The 15,939-nt window shown below is 36.7% G+C and carries 17 protein-coding genes; all 17 read right to left on the bottom strand.

Features of this window, described 5'->3' with window-relative positions:
- Positions 1 to 12: 12 nt before the first annotated feature.
- The gene (locus NYE73_RS08760; RefSeq protein ID WP_326141757.1) at positions 13 to 1,053 is read right to left on the bottom strand and encodes a C40 family peptidase; all 1,041 of its coding nucleotides are present in this window, start codon (positions 1,051 to 1,053) and stop codon (positions 13 to 15) included.
- On the bottom strand, positions 1,050 to 1,655 hold the full coding sequence (locus NYE73_RS08755; RefSeq protein ID WP_340815460.1) for a hypothetical protein: 606 nt from the start codon (positions 1,653 to 1,655) through the stop codon (positions 1,050 to 1,052). Before NYE73_RS08755 ends, NYE73_RS08760 begins: the two co-directional genes overlap by 4 nt.
- A gap of 1 nt (position 1,656) precedes the next feature.
- Positions 1,657 to 3,612, bottom strand: a complete 1,956-nt coding sequence (locus NYE73_RS08750) for a VirB4 family type IV secretion system protein (protein WP_340815459.1) — start codon at positions 3,610 to 3,612, stop codon at positions 1,657 to 1,659.
- A gap of 22 nt (positions 3,613 to 3,634) precedes the next feature.
- Complete coding sequence (locus NYE73_RS08745; RefSeq protein WP_340815457.1) at positions 3,635 to 4,276, bottom strand: hypothetical protein; 642 nt, start codon at positions 4,274 to 4,276, stop codon at positions 3,635 to 3,637.
- On the bottom strand, positions 4,269 to 4,592 hold the full coding sequence (locus tag NYE73_RS08740; RefSeq protein WP_340815456.1) for a DUF5592 family protein: 324 nt from the start codon (positions 4,590 to 4,592) through the stop codon (positions 4,269 to 4,271). Before NYE73_RS08740 ends, NYE73_RS08745 begins: the two co-directional genes overlap by 8 nt.
- Positions 4,592 to 7,357: a pLS20_p028 family conjugation system transmembrane protein gene (locus tag NYE73_RS08735; RefSeq protein WP_340815455.1), complete on the bottom strand. Its 2,766-nt coding sequence runs from the start codon at positions 7,355 to 7,357 to the stop codon at positions 4,592 to 4,594. The genes NYE73_RS08740 and NYE73_RS08735 overlap by 1 nt, the downstream gene beginning before the upstream one ends.
- Positions 7,358 to 7,543: 186 nt before the next feature.
- Positions 7,544 to 9,592 carry a hypothetical protein gene (locus NYE73_RS08730; protein ID WP_340815454.1) on the bottom strand — a complete coding sequence of 683 codons (2,049 nt, stop codon included), beginning with the start codon at positions 9,590 to 9,592 and terminating at the stop codon, positions 7,544 to 7,546.
- A 77-nt stretch (positions 9,593 to 9,669) separates the two neighbouring features.
- A complete protein-coding gene (locus tag NYE73_RS08725) occupies positions 9,670 to 10,788 on the bottom strand; it encodes an S-layer homology domain-containing protein (RefSeq protein WP_340815453.1) in 1,119 nt (372 codons plus the stop codon).
- A gap of 162 nt (positions 10,789 to 10,950) precedes the next feature.
- Positions 10,951 to 11,184 (bottom strand): antitoxin VbhA family protein, encoded by a 234-nt coding sequence (locus tag NYE73_RS08720; protein ID WP_315063176.1) that lies wholly within the window; start codon positions 11,182 to 11,184, stop codon positions 10,951 to 10,953.
- A 16-nt stretch (positions 11,185 to 11,200) separates the two neighbouring features.
- Positions 11,201 to 11,434: a hypothetical protein gene (locus NYE73_RS08715; protein ID WP_202341714.1), complete on the bottom strand. Its 234-nt coding sequence runs from the start codon at positions 11,432 to 11,434 to the stop codon at positions 11,201 to 11,203.
- Positions 11,435 to 11,447: 13 nt separating this feature from the next.
- Complete coding sequence (locus tag NYE73_RS08710; protein ID WP_202341713.1) at positions 11,448 to 12,347, bottom strand: zeta toxin family protein; 900 nt, start codon at positions 12,345 to 12,347, stop codon at positions 11,448 to 11,450.
- On the bottom strand, positions 12,344 to 12,619 hold the full coding sequence (locus NYE73_RS08705) for a hypothetical protein (protein WP_004230939.1): 276 nt from the start codon (positions 12,617 to 12,619) through the stop codon (positions 12,344 to 12,346). Before NYE73_RS08705 ends, NYE73_RS08710 begins: the two co-directional genes overlap by 4 nt.
- A gap of 99 nt (positions 12,620 to 12,718) precedes the next feature.
- Complete coding sequence (locus tag NYE73_RS08700) at positions 12,719 to 13,018, bottom strand: hypothetical protein (protein WP_004230937.1); 300 nt, start codon at positions 13,016 to 13,018, stop codon at positions 12,719 to 12,721.
- Between the two features lie 60 nt (positions 13,019 to 13,078).
- A complete protein-coding gene (locus NYE73_RS08695; RefSeq protein ID WP_305193291.1) occupies positions 13,079 to 13,819 on the bottom strand; it encodes a hypothetical protein in 741 nt (246 codons plus the stop codon).
- Positions 13,816 to 14,952, bottom strand: a complete 1,137-nt coding sequence (locus NYE73_RS08690) for an ATPase, T2SS/T4P/T4SS family (protein ID WP_340815450.1) — start codon at positions 14,950 to 14,952, stop codon at positions 13,816 to 13,818. The genes NYE73_RS08695 and NYE73_RS08690 overlap by 4 nt, the downstream gene beginning before the upstream one ends.
- Positions 14,953 to 14,955: 3 nt before the next feature.
- Positions 14,956 to 15,195 carry a YdbC family protein gene (locus NYE73_RS08685; protein ID WP_004230933.1) on the bottom strand — a complete coding sequence of 80 codons (240 nt, stop codon included), beginning with the start codon at positions 15,193 to 15,195 and terminating at the stop codon, positions 14,956 to 14,958.
- A 35-nt stretch (positions 15,196 to 15,230) separates the two neighbouring features.
- The gene (locus NYE73_RS08680; RefSeq protein WP_340815448.1) at positions 15,231 to 15,938 is read right to left on the bottom strand and encodes a flagellar assembly protein FlaJ; all 708 of its coding nucleotides are present in this window, start codon (positions 15,936 to 15,938) and stop codon (positions 15,231 to 15,233) included.
- Position 15,939: the final 1 nt, after the last annotated feature.

The following is a 15,939-nucleotide window of genomic DNA, read 5'->3' as shown; positions in this document are numbered from 1 at the left end:
TAACGCCCTCCTTTATTCAGAGAAATCGGCCACTCTTCCATAACCCACAATGACAGATCCCCAATAACCTGTTAACGCGTCATCATAACGCACACCATCGTTTTGCGAGTTAAACATTTTTCCGTTTCCTACATACATACCGACATGTGTAACTGGTGCGTAATTAGCACTTTTAAAGAAAATTAAGTCGCCTGGTTGCAATTGATCCCGTGTTATTGGTTGAGCAAATTTGTATTGTGTATAGGCTGTACGTGGAAGTTGGATGCCTGCTTTTGCGTAAGACCATTGCATTAATCCTGAACAATCAAAGCCCATATTTGGATTGTAACCACCCCAAACATAGGACCATCCTTCGTACTTTAACATCTCGTTTAAAATCGTTTTAAAAGCTTCATTTCCAACAATTTGAGAACCCATAGGCGAACAATTCATCGTTAATCCACCCAACTCACTAGCAAATTTCGTGACCGTTGGTACCCAATGTGCATTTAATCCATTCGGATCATTTGCTGCCCCGATGGGTGCATAAACACTCCCTAATGACTCAATTGTTGAGAGTCCATCATCAATAATTCGACGCTTTAAATTCGCCATTGTGTATGACAACCCTTCCTCTAATGAGGAAAAATGCATCAACTTGGACCAACCTGTAGCTGGGTCCATGATGCCTCCTGGATTGTTTTTATTTACAACCGCATTGGATGTACCTCGCCCTGTTTCATGAAAAGCAATGGCTGCAGCCAATACAGGATCAATGCCATTTAATCTTGCAAGTTCTATAAATAAATCTCCTTTTCCAGTGAAAGCCCCTGCATTGGAAAAGGCTGCATTCCAACTTACTTCATCAATTTCTCCTGTCACAGAACAAGCTGATAAACCATTCCCTCCAATAGAATGATTGTTTGTTGAGCCTCCTACTGCACCTATTATCATGATGATGGCCAACAAAATGACAGCCACAATAGCAAAGAATGAAAACCCTAACGACCCAGCAATCCATACCAAAATCTTTTTACCAATCTGCTGTCCAATAAAATTAATGAGTTGCTTCATACACGACTCAACTCTTTTACAAACCATTCTCCCGACTCAGAAAGTGTCAAAGATATTTTATACATGTTGGATTGTTCTCTAACTTTTTTACCTGCAGACAGCACATCCCATGTCGCATAGACCATGAATTGTATATCTTGATCTCCTGAAGCCTTTGTAGGAGAAACATCAAGTGACTGGACTTTCCTTGTTAGTTGATCCTTTGGAGCCATTACTTCATTTTGCACAACAATTAAAAAAGGAGCTGTAGAAATTTCCTTCCACATCTCCATATCTGTATTATTTTCTAGCCAAGCTTGCATAACTTTTTCCGCTAGTTTCTCAGCTGCCTGTACCTTATCTTCACCGAATTTAGCCCCATACTCAGCGTCATAATCGATTTCAGTATTCCCTACAGTTACTTGTTGATCTTTATCAGTTTCCATCTTTGAGTCTGTTCTTTCTTCCTCTACTGGTTCTGTGTAGCTGTATTCATTTTCTCCCTCAAAGCCTGTATCATCTTTATTTTTACCATCATAGAAGAACATTTTTATCATGAAACCTAACATGACCAAACCAATAAATACTACCAAAATTAATTTTGACATGGTAGATCGTTGCATACTACATACCCCCTCTAAAGATAGCTAATTCTTCCTCAGATGCTTCTACGGAAAACATCAGGTTGCCAACACCACTAATCGACAATAAACAATCTCCTTGTTGCAATTGAGGTATTTGAGCCAACTCACTTTCGCTAATTTGTCCTTCAAAAATAGTCCGCATAGCATCTAATGTATTGGAATCTTGCTGCATAATAAATTTGTATTGCGTTAGTTCAAATAAGGTACGAATCTTAGATACAACTTCTGAATCCGCATGCTCTGGTACAACATCACGAATGGATTGTGTGGCGAATACCAATCCACCAAGATATTTCCGAGCCTCCCTTTCGAATTCTATTAAATAATCAACGGCCAGCACATTTTCCGCATTGATAATGCGGTGAGACTCGTCAATAAAGACCAAAAATCGAATAGCGTCTTCTTCATTAAAATTAGGATCTTCATAGATAGCTTTCAATTGGGGCGCACCAATTTGAATGAGGTTATCCCAAATAAGTGAAAGTGCGCTAAACATTTGTGCATTAAAAATATTCTTTGATAATTTTGTCAGATTTCTAATAGAGAACATTATGATTTGTTCGTTCGTAAATGCTGGTAACGTTGTATGACCATTAAATAAATGGCCATATGTGTTTACCAAGTTATCGATGACCAATTCGATTTTTTCTAATCGATTAGCCCGTGCAATAGATAATTCAGGTCGGATGATACGTCTTGCAGCATTTTCGTATAACTCATCACGAACATACACTAAAAAATCACTGAAAATTGGGTACTCTTCATTTTTTAACTGTGTCACACCTGTTGTTTCAATACGCTCTTCAAACCCCAGAGAATAATAAAATTCTCGCGTTATTTTCTGAAATTCTTCCATTTCCTCTGTGGATGGGTTGACGGCTAAAAATTGATAAAACGTTGATAATTTTGATAGATGTTGCATAAAACTTAATTTTTCACTTTTTTGATCCGAACCATCTCTTACGCGATAGATGTGTAAAGGATTGATAATACCATGCGAACCGTCAAGACTAATTAATTGGCCATTTAGTATTTTGACAGTTGTTTCAAATTCGCCTGTTACATCAAATCCTCGAATAAAGTTCCCTCGGCAGCCATTGTCTGTAAAAAGCTTTTTTAGTAATGTTGACTTACCAGCTCCCATTGTCCCAACTGCAACAGCATTATAGTATCGACGCTTTTTATCCCGATGGAACAAATCGTATATAACATTACCACCACTAAATGTTGTACCTAGATAACTTCCTGTTGGATCGTTAAGCTCTGAAAAATGAAAAGGCAAACCTGCAGCTAATGAAAGCGCTGGTATGCCTTTACTTTCTCTTTTATTTGGAAATGTTTGTTGCTCTTGATAAGGGACAAAAAGGGACTGCCATTCCCAACTACTTTCATTAAGAAATATCGTTCCCTTATATCCATAACTAATTAAATCCGTTTCAACTGCTTGTACTTTTTGTTCCAGTTCATGAATCGTTTTTGCATGTACAAATAAACGAATATCGACCAGCTTTACGACCTCACCCATTTGTGAAATTTCCTGATAAAGTCTTTCTAACTCTTGATAACTATTTTGAGCATCCATTTTTTCAGATTGATGTTTACCACTTGAATAACGTACGGTCTGCTCTAACATACTTTTATTAATCGCGCTAACGGTTTCATCTTTAGGCATTGTTGCATTATCCATCGTTACAATGACATCACGCATGGAGAATATTTTTTCTAACCATAGTTTTGATACATTCGTTGGATAGTCCCATATGTGAATACAGGCCTCATAACCGTCTCCTTTTTGAATGTATTTATCTTTAAATTGAATTCCGCCTTGCGGTTGTATAGCAGCTAAAAAAGTGGGATTATACACTTTCTCTTGTTTCTCCTCTTGCTTCATTTTATCTGGCTGCTTCATCTTCATAAGAGAGTCTAATAGCTTCATTGTTAAACATCCCCTCCTCTACTTATAATTTAGAATTTTGATTAGACATCATAAATAAAATGTCTTGCTTCTTTTCTTTTGTTAAAGCTTGCAAAGGGAATGATTGTCGCATCCCTCGCACTACTTGTTTTTTTTCATCCTCTAAAGTCTGAGTTGACTTCGCATAGATAAACAAGAAAAATTCACGGTTTGTCCGTTCGCGTTCTAAAAACTCTAACTCAAATAACTTTCTGTTGATAAAACGTAAACGTAATGGATCTGTCGTTTTTTCTTTTTTTCTTTCCCAATAAAGCCTTTGCTTTTCTGTATTGGCTGGAAAGTTTAACCCTACAACTTTGTGCTGAGATGAAAAACTACGATAAAATCGTGCTTTTTCTAAAAGTTTTATTGTTATATCGTTATCTGTTAGTGAGTGTAAATCATGAGGCATAATTTGAAATATCTCCATAAAGTAGCCTTTTTTCATCACAATGCACTCGTCAGTTATATCGATAAATGGCATAATCATAGGGGTCTTCCGTAAAACATGAGATTTTCTTTCAACCTTCTTTTTTGCCTTTTTATTCTTTAGAAAAAAAGGATACTTTTTAAGGAAGTTTTTTTTAGACACTTTTTCCTCGGTATAAGAAGGGACAATAATTGGCTTGATTTCCTCTTTATTCACGATAATCCCCCTCTCCATATAAGTAATCATTCATAATTTTTTTGACATCTAATGCATGATAGGTGTATTTATTGCGCTTGAAATATAAATACAATGACATGTAGTTTTTGAGTCGTGGGTTATTCCTGGAAGGCAACACCATCCAAAACAAGGTACCACTTGCCATCAATATATAAGGAATAAACAAAATACCATGTACTAAATCTTTTAATACGGTGAAAAAAAGAAAGAAGCTAACCAATAAAATGATTAACTCCTTTACTTCTAAACCAACAATTTTAGGCTTTGCCTTAATTTCTTTTGGAATGTCATACATTATTCTTGGTCACTCCCTTTTCTTTTTCCTTTTCCTATATTATTGGTCATACGACGAATATTTTGACCAAGTGTAAAACCACTATTACCAGCACGTGTCACGCTTTCTTTCAATTGTTGGACAGATGGATTACCACCAAGAATGGTATTTGTATGCACCACCTGTTTATGTCCATATGTTTTAGGATCAATGGTAGTTGACTTTTGATTAGGCTGAACAGTACCACCTTGTCCTCCTACAGTCGAAACAACTGGTCCTTGCTGTACAACGTTTGATCCTCCTGTTGGTTGACTAACTACTTGTGCCTGTGTCGAACTTTGGGGTGCAACATGTTGGACATTTCCTGAAGAACCTTGTTGAACTACTCCACTAGTAACAGTTTGATGCCCATTTCCTATAACCGTTGGAGCTGTCACTCCTGGTGTATTTGGCTGTGGTCCAACTCCTACAGATGGGATTGTTTCATTTGTTTGACGTTTGTTAGAACCTGTCGACACATTTCCTGTACTCGATGGTGTTATTACTCCTGATGTGCCTGCCTGTTGTGTAACCCTTCCAGGTGAGATTACTTCACTCATTTGTCGGACGTTCGACCTCATTGGAACATTTCCTGAACTTGTCGAACTTGGTGTACTTGGCTGTGGTGAGATTCCTTCAGACGGGATTGCTTCACTTGTTTGACGAACGTTTGGACCTCCTGTTGGAATAGTTGCTGCTGTATCTACTTGTCTTGTCACGCCTGGTGTACTTGGCTGTGGTGAGATCCCTTCAGACGGGATTGCCTCACTTGTTTGACGAACGTTTGGACCTCCTGTTGGAATAGTTGCTGCTGTATCTACTTGTCTTGTCACGCCTGGTGTACTTGGCTGTGGTGAGATCCCTTCAGACGGGATTGCTTCACTAGATGGAATTGGCACATGTTCTTGTCGCTGAATTGGTCCCTGGTGCATGTCGCCATCATGACCAGTTACACTTTGTATTGAAGAATCAACACTAGGACTTCCTGATATAGGTTGACTTTCTTGACGTTGCATAGCACCCCGTTGTGAAACATCACTTGTGCTTGTATTTGTTGGTGGTTTAGCTGGTGTTGTTACTGTCTTTGGTTGGATTGATGGACTTCCTTTTTCCTTTCCACCTTGACTTGGTATTTGACCAGGTTGAACACTTCCCATACTGCCTGGCATACCCACCTGGTTACTGTTATCACTAGACGGAATTGGCTCATAATCTTGTGAAGTTGCAGCTATCTGATCATGTGCATTCAATCCATCACTTTCACCTGATGACGGTATAGAATCTGAAGTACCCCCCATAGTAGAATTTGAATGCTGTTCATCTGATTTTGGCATAGTTTTTACATCGCCACTTCCAGGTATCGCTGGCACAGAAGTACGTTTTCCTACCTCTGACGGTGTTTCTGTACGCATTCCTTCGACAGTTCTCTTCGCCATATTTGCGCCACCTGCTACAGTAGCAGCACCTTTTTGAGCTACGTTTTTAAGAGCCTGTGCGCCAGCTGTCAATGCTTTACCTCCTGCATAAGCTCCCATCATCGCTTGCCATCCATTGCGTAAACCTGCGTCAATACCAAGCATACGTTGAACAATATCAGGAGCATCAATCAATGCCCAAGCACCAGCAATCATGAGTATGACGACACCAAACATCCCAATATCCGTCTTTAATCCGTTTGCCCAATTAACAAACAAAACGAATAGTTGGAGGAGGCCCGTCATTATAAAGATCACGACAAAAGTATTGACCATTTCCACCAATACTTTTTTTGTCCGTTGTCCACCTGTAAGGTCACTAGCTGCAATGAACATACCAAAAATTTGATGGAACGCTAGATCAAAAATTGCACGGCCAATTTTTAAAACTGTGATACCTAACGCAATAGACGTTACCAGTAAGGACACAATTAAAGACAGCCAATTGACATGATAACGATAATAAGTTTCTCGACCTATTTTCGTCATAGGGACGGCATTATCTTGTAATTCTTCGACTTGATAACTGTCGCCAACACCTGTCGGAACTGATTTCGTTTTTAAAACCTCTTTTGACTCATCACTTAATTGCTTTACCCAATCTTCTTTAAAAAGCCAGCCATCATCTTCGTGCAAGTCAAGCTTTTGTAAAAAGGGGATGTGCAAGGCTGATGAATCAGAAAAACGATTTGCATAAGTATAATCTGTAGTTCCTACTGAACTATTTTCTTTGCTCGCTGGTCGTGGAGGTGAACTTTCATCCCCACGTGTACTACTAGCAAATTGAAAATCATGTTCGGCATAATACAAAACGTCAGCCACATTACTTTTGATCATATTACTAGCAAGCGTCTCATTTTCAGGATTCATTTGTTCAATTCCGACACCAATAATCTTCTGCATATTAGACATTAAATCTGGAATGATGACGATAAAACATACGGCCATCACAATATTCAAGAGAATTTCATTCCGTTTTTCCACTTTATTTAACATAAATTGAAAGCCCAGGACCACAAGAGCTATAAAGAATACAATCCATATTAATGGTCTTGCTTTATCCATAAACTCTCCCATTGCGCCCGTAGCATAAAAGTCATTCAATGTAATAATTTTGGTCACTATGTCTTCTAATAATTGATTCAACCAGCTTAATGTGTAGATAATGCCACTTCCAAGCGCCCTAAACACATCTTGCCAAAGAAAACCATCACTCACATGCAAAATGGATTCCAGTATCTTATGTTTCTCGATAATTTCATTATCTTCCATGAACGAATCCTCCCTTCTTATTTTCTACATTCAAACTTTTTAATAGAAAAAGGACTCACCATTTTTGGTGAATCCTTATCTATTTGACTAATTATCTTAAAAATTGGCCATACGACATATCTTGCGCAAAAATATGAAATAACAAAGACTAGGATAGGAGTAATTATCAGATAAATCATAGTCATTTTATCGCGCGCCTCGGATTTCTCTTACTTTATCAGGGAAAGTCCGATCCACAAATCGGAAGTTATGAATTTTGTTATTAGAGTGTTGTCTTTCAGCTTTAGCAAGTTTTTTCACTTGTTCATGCGTTAACTCCACCGTCTCAAATTCAGTCACAGGCACTCTTGATTCTGGCTGCTCAATAATCCAGGCATCATCATACCCCGAACCAAATAAGAAATGTTCAAAGCTAAAGGATTGATCAAATGTAAAGCTCAGATCGCTTAATCCCATATCCACTAACTCTAATTGATTTTTGTACGTTTCATTCGGCATTAATTGAGAATACGGTGTAATTGGTAAAGAATAACGTTGTAAGTGAGGAAGATCCTCTTCTGAACTTGTAAAGACCCATTCATCCTCAAATGGCACGTTTGTATATTGAACAAAGTCTGCTTCCCCTTTAGCTGCACCCTCTTGTATTACTTGCGCGAAACTCGGTAGTGCTTGATCATTATTAATCGCTTGCTTCACCTTTTCCGCATAGTTATAGCCCGACATAAAGCCTGTTCCAGAGGCCGTGAAAAACAAATCAGAAACAAATTCCCCTTCGAACTGCCGTTGATCACCTTTCATCCCCATATCTTTCATTACTTTTTGTTGAAGCTGTACTCCATCCTCAAACTCAGATTGTAGGCTTTCGTCTAATTCAGCTGCTTTATAAGTACCCGAACTTTGTGTTTTCATAAGTGGATAAAAGTCACCGTCTTTATGTTTACCTGAAGGTAGCTCTACGCTATACAATAATTTTCCCGGTGTCATAGGCAAAGTAGTTTGTGTTTTTAAATTTATCTCATCCTGCCATTCATTCCCTTCAGCACGATGATATTGTTCATAATACGCTTTTGATTCTTTCGATGGACCATACTTATCTTCTCTACCAACGACCCATTTTTTTACTAAAATGCTATCTAGTTTATCCGATTTTTCAGCTTTCTTTTGTTGATGGTCAACTGGTATAGAACCGTTCAACTCAAATTTTTGGACAGCTCGCCAATCGGGACGATCATCCCAATGACATTCTTGATCTTCGCCTTTCCCTGTGCAAACCCACCCAATTTCTTTGTTGGTATACTCATATTCAAAGCCATACTGCATGTCCTTATTTTGGACTTGTTTTGCGTTTATCGTAAATTCAATCGGTCCTTCTTGTTCAACATGTTTCGTATCAAGATTTACTGTATGTTTAATGTTTCGAACTGCAACATGTTTATCGTATTCTCCCTTAAAGCTACTATAGACAGCTACTTCACTGAGGTCATTTTTATCCGTTCTTTCTAATTCCCAATATGCTCTCCCTAAACCTGTTCCTTGCTTATCTTCTGGCTCCTTCCACTCAACATCAAAAGTTGTTGTGACAAAGAAATCATTATTTCGATAAAAATAAGCCTTTTCTCCATTCTGGCAATGACTATCAGTATAGGTAGTGTCTTTATAATAAATCGAATAGCGACCTGTTGTACCGTTTACTCGTCGGTTATAGTCCCCTATATCTCCTGTAAGGAAACGAGCAGGAATGGGTGTTGTGTCGTCATAATAGAATACAGCGCCTGCAGCTTCTGCTAGTTCGTACATCTCTTGTCCATACTTTTCAACGATCTCTTTTTTAACTTCGGAAGGTTGATGGGGAACATGGCTATCTTCTGTGCTGTAGTCTCTCCCTTGTCTCCAACCTGATACCGTATGAACATCCCATATAGGATTTCCATAGCTATCATACCCAGCAATATATTCAGTATCAGTACGTACACAAGAATACTGAATAGCCCCCCATCCTGTACGGTGGGGGTGACTTCGCCCTTGACTATCTACCATCATGTGAATATCTTCTGGATTAGTCGGTTCCACACCAAAACCTTCCCCTACAGTATCAGGAAACTTCACCGTAAGAGTAATGGTATCTTTAATAGGCACAGTAGTAGCTGCTTCTACTTTAATTGTCGTACTATTATCAAAGCTAAAAGTTGATAATAATAATACAACCAAGCAAAGTAAAGAAAATGCCTTTTTCAACATGAAAATTCTCCCTTTCCTCATACAAAAAAGACCTTTCAAATTGAAAAGGTCTTTTTAATATTATTATTTATACATTAGTTGTTACGAACACCAGACTGATATATCCTTCCGTTCTGGTAATTAAAGTACATAGCAAACGTATCACTACTATAGACTTCTCCTGTTTCAATCACTCGATTAATAATCTTGACATATTCCTCATAAGTCACACCGACTTGTTCAGCACTGTAACGCAGTTCATCTTCAAAACCTTTAAAAAATGTAGAAGAAGTCCTTGTTGGAGAATTTGCTTCTATATCAAAACTAGTCCTGAAACCATGCCCATTCTCTTTCACAATTTCTGACAAAGATTCAGCATTCTTCTTCTCATGTTCACCTGCTACATAGCCAGCTGGACGTGGGATTTTTGTTTTAATATCCTGATAGCTCCAATCGCTATACTTAACTGGACTCTTACTCGTTGGTGCAGGATCTGGCTTTGGTTCTGGCGTTGGTTGCGGTGTTGGTGTTGGAATTGGCTCTGCTACAAAATCAACATCTATATTCATAGCACGGTGCATGAAAAGGACATAGTGAACACGCGTTAAAGAACCATTCAATTTAAACGTATAGTCCTCATAACCTGTCGTTACGCCATTTGAATATAATGCTTTCACGTATTCCTCATATTTTGAACCTTTTACATCCCCAAACACATAATCTGCCTTCACTTCAAGATTGAAAGCTACAGCAATAATTTTCGCCATTTCCCCACGTGTCAAAGGCTTATTCGGGTTTACATTGCCCTGGCTGTCTAATTCTAAAAGCCCTGCCTCTACTAAGTCCTTGATGTCATTGTAAAAAGGACTATCTGTACGTAGATCCTTTGGCTGCTTAAATTCCTTTGTTTTTTCAAGTGTTAAATCATTGATTTTCAGCGCACGGCTAACTAATGCAGCAGCGTGTTGACGGCTGATTGTTGTATCTGGACGGAAAGTACCGTCTTCATAGCCTTGAATGATCCCAGCATCTCGCATTTCATGAATAATTTTATAGTATGGAGAATTTACTTTTACATCTTTGAAAGGATTATTGGCCAATACTACAGTTCCTTTTGTTCCTGCAGCCTCAGCATAATGAGTCGGAATAGGTGCCACCATCACTGGAACAGCAATAGCAGCTGCTAATGTCGCCATAAATAATTTGTTTCTCATTTCGTTTTCCTCCTTCAACAAATGGTATTTTTTTGCTCAATCTATATTTCAAACCAATAACTATTAAATAGGAAGTTTCTATAACTATATTATAACATATCTGTTAAAATAATCAATTTATTTCCATGAAAAAAGACTCACCATTTTTGGTGAATCCTTGATTTAAAACTCTTGATTGTGTTTTTTTAATTTGGCTTTTATTTTAATTGTTGATTGAACATTTCCATTATCCAACTCCAAAATTGCCATTGCCTTTTGATGCATCTGCGAAGTTGTAATTTCTCCTTTGGCCTCCATTAGAATTAATTCTTCAAACTCTGGTGATAATTCTAAGCCTTCGAAAGCTAAAACAGCTTTTACTTCTTCCATATTTTCTTCATGCGTTTTTTTTCTCATAGTTTTTTAGGCTACCTTAGACTTGTGGCTTTAGAGGCATTTTTGGCTTTTTCTTTAAATCTTTCTCCACTACGTCTTCGAACCACTGGTTAATCGTTTCCTTTTTCCAACCTTTTGTACTCCCAATTCGTACATCATGTGGAGGAAATTGATTTCTGCCTATTAGAACAGCAATTTTCCGACGATCTCCCCATCCAACCTTCTCAGTCATCTTCCCTATATCGGTTTGACTTAAATATACTTTCTCCAATGCCATCGCTTCCTTAACGTTCAAAAACCTTATTTTTATTTACTTTATTAAATACTTTGTCTTGCTTCTTCTCATTGTCTTGGAAAGGAGAAATAGATTGTCGTATCAGTTCTTTTCGCCAATTTAACAAATCTGGCACTTGATGATTGTTGTGTTTAGTCAAATGGATAATATGATCAATTTTATTAATCAACACATCTTTGGGTATTTCTTGATTTAAAGCTTCATAAATAATCTGTTTTGGACTAATTGAAGGCGTATCAACACTAGAATATACTTTGGTTCCTTCTCTTGTGAAAAGACTAATTTCAGCGAAGTAACCACTATTAAAAAGCATATCGAGGTTATCAGGCAAATTTGAAACTATTGTGTCATGGATAACCTTATCAGTTGATCTTGCTGTTTGTGGATCGATCAAATACATTGATTCATATCTCTCTATTGTACCTAGATAAGACAAATCTTTTGATACTGCCATTGCATAAAGGTTGACTTCATAGCCTTTTTCTTTTAAAGATGTAGCAGTCTGCATAGGCGTTTCAATTGTTCGTAAAGTGCCTTCAATAGTTAAATTGAAACCCTGGCTACTAAAATGTTCAATCAAGGCTTCAGTCATTTTGTTAGAAAAGGGCGTAACATGTGCCACATAATCTTTACCGTATTTTTCAACCAGTAAATCAAAATTAGGATGCATTTGTTTAAAGGTATCATTATCGATGGTTATAACATCGTTGTTCAATTTATCCTTTATAATAGCATGTAATGTAGTTTTCCCTGCACCTGCTTGTCCCCCTAAAAGATAAGCAACTGGCTTTTGAAAAGGCTTCTTTTTTTTACTTAATCTATCTATGGTAAATTGCAAACGTTCCTGGAACTCATCTTCTGAAAAATAAGCGAGATCAAACTTATTCATGCTGATTTTTCCTTTGTGATTCCTTTAATGTAATCGTTCATATTCTCCCAATAAGACTTAACATTATCTAATTCAACATTTGACATTTTAAATAAGTCTACATTAAGCATTTCTGAGAACTGTTGTAACAGACTAACATAAAAGTTATTACTATCGTTTTTATCAACACCATTTTTCAAGATAAAATTTAGTAATCGTGCATAGACACCATTAGAAAATTCGTTTAATACTTCGATTTTGAAAGTTTGTTCGTAATTTAAAGATTTCTCCATCGTTTTACACCCCTTTGTATATACTTCATTTGATAGTATTAGTATAACCTAATTTGTTGCTAATTACAACAAAACTAATTTTATAATTAAAGTAAATGACTAGGTATGAATGAAGTTGTCTAGCTCATCTTTAGTAATAAACCCAATTTTATAATAAATAATCGCTTCATCTTTACTCATTTGAAATGGGTTTTGCTTATTCATTAAAAATGACTTTGCTGAAAGGAATTGCGACTCGTTTAATACTATTAAAGGTTTATCCCTTGTTGTCATAGGTATTTTTTCAACACTTATTTTAGTAAAATCACTTTTCAACTTATAATAATCAGCGTAACCTCCTTCTTCATCAAAACGGTCAATTGAAATATAAATTTCATGTGTATCAAACGGCAATACCATTGTATAATCCCCTTTTTAAAAGGATTCCCCAAAATTGGCGAATCCCTTTGTTTTATATATTTAGTAGCGAATCGATATATCCATACTTCTTTTCTGTAAAAAGTATAGGTTTAAAAAAGCAAATACTTGTGTTATTAGTAACACGCCTAGACCAGCATAACCAACGTTTAAAAACGTGTCCCATAGTTCTCCAACGATAAAACGCAGCATTAATGAGATCCCCATTACCATGCCTAGCAACATGTACACAGCCATCGCGAAACCTCTACGTTTACGGTATAATTCATCACGTTTCTTTAGCTCAAATATCATGTTTTTATGTATTTGGCTAAATAAGTCACCTGGATTACCGCCATGCTCGTATTGAATCTTTAAATTTTGATGAAACTGATCTAAGGTTGGAAAATCATACTTTTCAAACTGCTTTGTATTTAATTGGGCGTCTTTTTCTAACTGTTGTATACTGACTTCAATTGCTTTTTGTATGTCTGGATGAACAGTTTCTTTCGTTTCCTTGAATGCATGAAGCACATTTTCACCCGTTTGTAGAAAGAAAATCATGTTTGTGACATACTTTAATAACTCACTTAAATGCATTTGGTACTTTTTTAATTGGCGATTTTGTACCGTAAAGACAAAAAAGAAAAAGAGAGCACCTATGCAACCAACAATAATACTAATGGTGCGCTCTTTTGAAATGAGATAGAAAAACTGATAATTGGCCAAGAACCATATTAATAAATAAAATGCGATTTCCCAGCCATAGAACAAAACACGTGCTTCTTTTAATACTTGTTTCATGACTGTTTACTACCTCCTTTTGGTAAAAATTGGTCTGGAACTAAATGAATCAATTCTTTATCTTCTAGTTCTGCCAATGTCTTTTCTGATAAAGGTTGATAACGTTGTTCGATACGATATTCGCCTGTCTCTTGGTCCCTTACTTTTACTTCTCTATACACATAATTTCCCACTGCACCCTTAGAAGTAAAATCTGTATATTCCATCAATTCTTTGACCCTTCGGACAGTTTTACCTCCTTTCTTTCTTGTCCCTTGTAAATAACAACCCCAACGTAAAAATTCTACAATTTCATTCCCAATTAGTTGATCATCAATAATCGCATATGCTGGGGATTGTCGAATCATTGGGATAAAACGGGATGGAATATTCTGTGCTCCTTTGGCATGAAGTGTTGTAATAATGGCGTGATCTGTTTTAGCACTATCTAACACATCTGCTGAAACTGCTCCACGTGTTTCAGCAATAATAGTCCAATCAGGATTATTTCGAAGTGCTGTCTTTACTCCATCACTCATTTCAAATACTCCTGGTATTGTCTTTAAACTCGTAATATCCTTTTCAGGATACAATGCTTTAATATGACTATCACGTGTATCTTCAATTAAGAAAATATTTGAATCCTCTTCTGTATATCCTACTAATAGCTTTTGAAATTCAGTTTTTCCCGAGCCTGTCCGTCCACAAATTACTAGGTTATTTTCAGAGAGCATTAATACTTTAAATAATTGCTCAAGTGGTTCATGATCTCCTGTCACTAAATCAGCAATTGAACTAATCGCTAAATGAGGACGAGAGATACGGATTGCTAAATTAATACCGTCAGGACTAATACGTTGGTGTGTTGCACTAATACGCAAAATTCCAATTTCCGTATCTAATTGTGGTTCAGAATGTGAAAAATTCCTTTTTTGAATATCAGATATTTGTTTCACGAGCTTTTGCACGTCTTCTTTACTTGGCTGGTCTGGCGCTAAGTATCGTCCTTTTTCATTATCTTGTATCCTCAATTGTGTACCATTATATCTAATATCTGTGATAGTTAATTGTTTCAAGTAAGGCCCTAAAAAACTTTGCTCCAATATTTCATTAATTCTTTTTTCTAGACGTTCCTGATCGCTCAATACGTTCATTTTTTATACCTCCATTTGTTCAATAGACAAACATTTTTGTAATCCTTCCAACAATAGTTGGGCTTCTTCCATCGTAAGTGATACGCCTTTTCCTGCTTTTTCTTTTTGAGGAGACCACCAACGTATATCAATCGTAGTTGGTTTATGATACCAACTTACTTTTGATAATTCCCTTGTCCATCCCGTATCAGCAGTTCTCAAAAGGGCAACATTTTCAATAATTTCAAACGTTTCCTTAGACATTCACCACCATCCTCCTTTGTCAAATTGTTTAAAATCTATTTAGGCATGGTATTTAATGCATCTGTCACATTCGTCATGTAGTGCAAGAAAATGACACCAGCAAATCCACCCACTAAAAAAAGCGATATTAGAATTGGAAATAAACCAAACTTATCGCTAGCATTCATCTTATGTTGTATCAATTCATCGACCTTATTTTCCTGAAGGTTTTGGATATATCGTTCTAATTCCTGTATAGATTCCTTTTCTACACCTTGTTCACTAAATTGGTAAATCATATTCATAACCATGTAAGCCTCACTAGAACCTATATAATTCGCAAATTCTAAATAGGCATTTCGATCATTTCCATTCTCGATTTTCTGTATAAGTTTGATCAATTCTTTATCCAATGGATCAGGCGTATATTTCAACGCTACTTTCAATGTTTGATAGACATTTCCTGAACTCGGTAGTAATGCTATGAAGCTCTGCAAAAATTGCGGAAATAAAAAGGAATTTTTTACATCAATATTTTTCTTGGTTGCCAGCAATTTTATATAAGCAAATTTCCATCCTAGATAAAAGCCAGCTGGTAAACCAATTAACAATATTGGTTTTTTAATCACCATAATAATCATTGTATACAGCATGGTTACAACCACAGCGTATAAAATACGATGGATTAGAAATTTCTTTTTATCTTTTCCGAAAAACTCCAAATGAGCGTCAAGCAACCGTTCCTTTAACAATTCGTTAAACATC

It is taken from the genome of Lysinibacillus sp. FSL K6-0102 (assembly GCF_038003545.1).
Classification (GTDB): domain Bacteria; phylum Bacillota; class Bacilli; order Bacillales_A; family Planococcaceae; genus Lysinibacillus; species Lysinibacillus capsici.
Note: the sequence above shows the minus strand (reverse complement) of the source record. Positions and strands in the feature narration are given on the sequence as shown.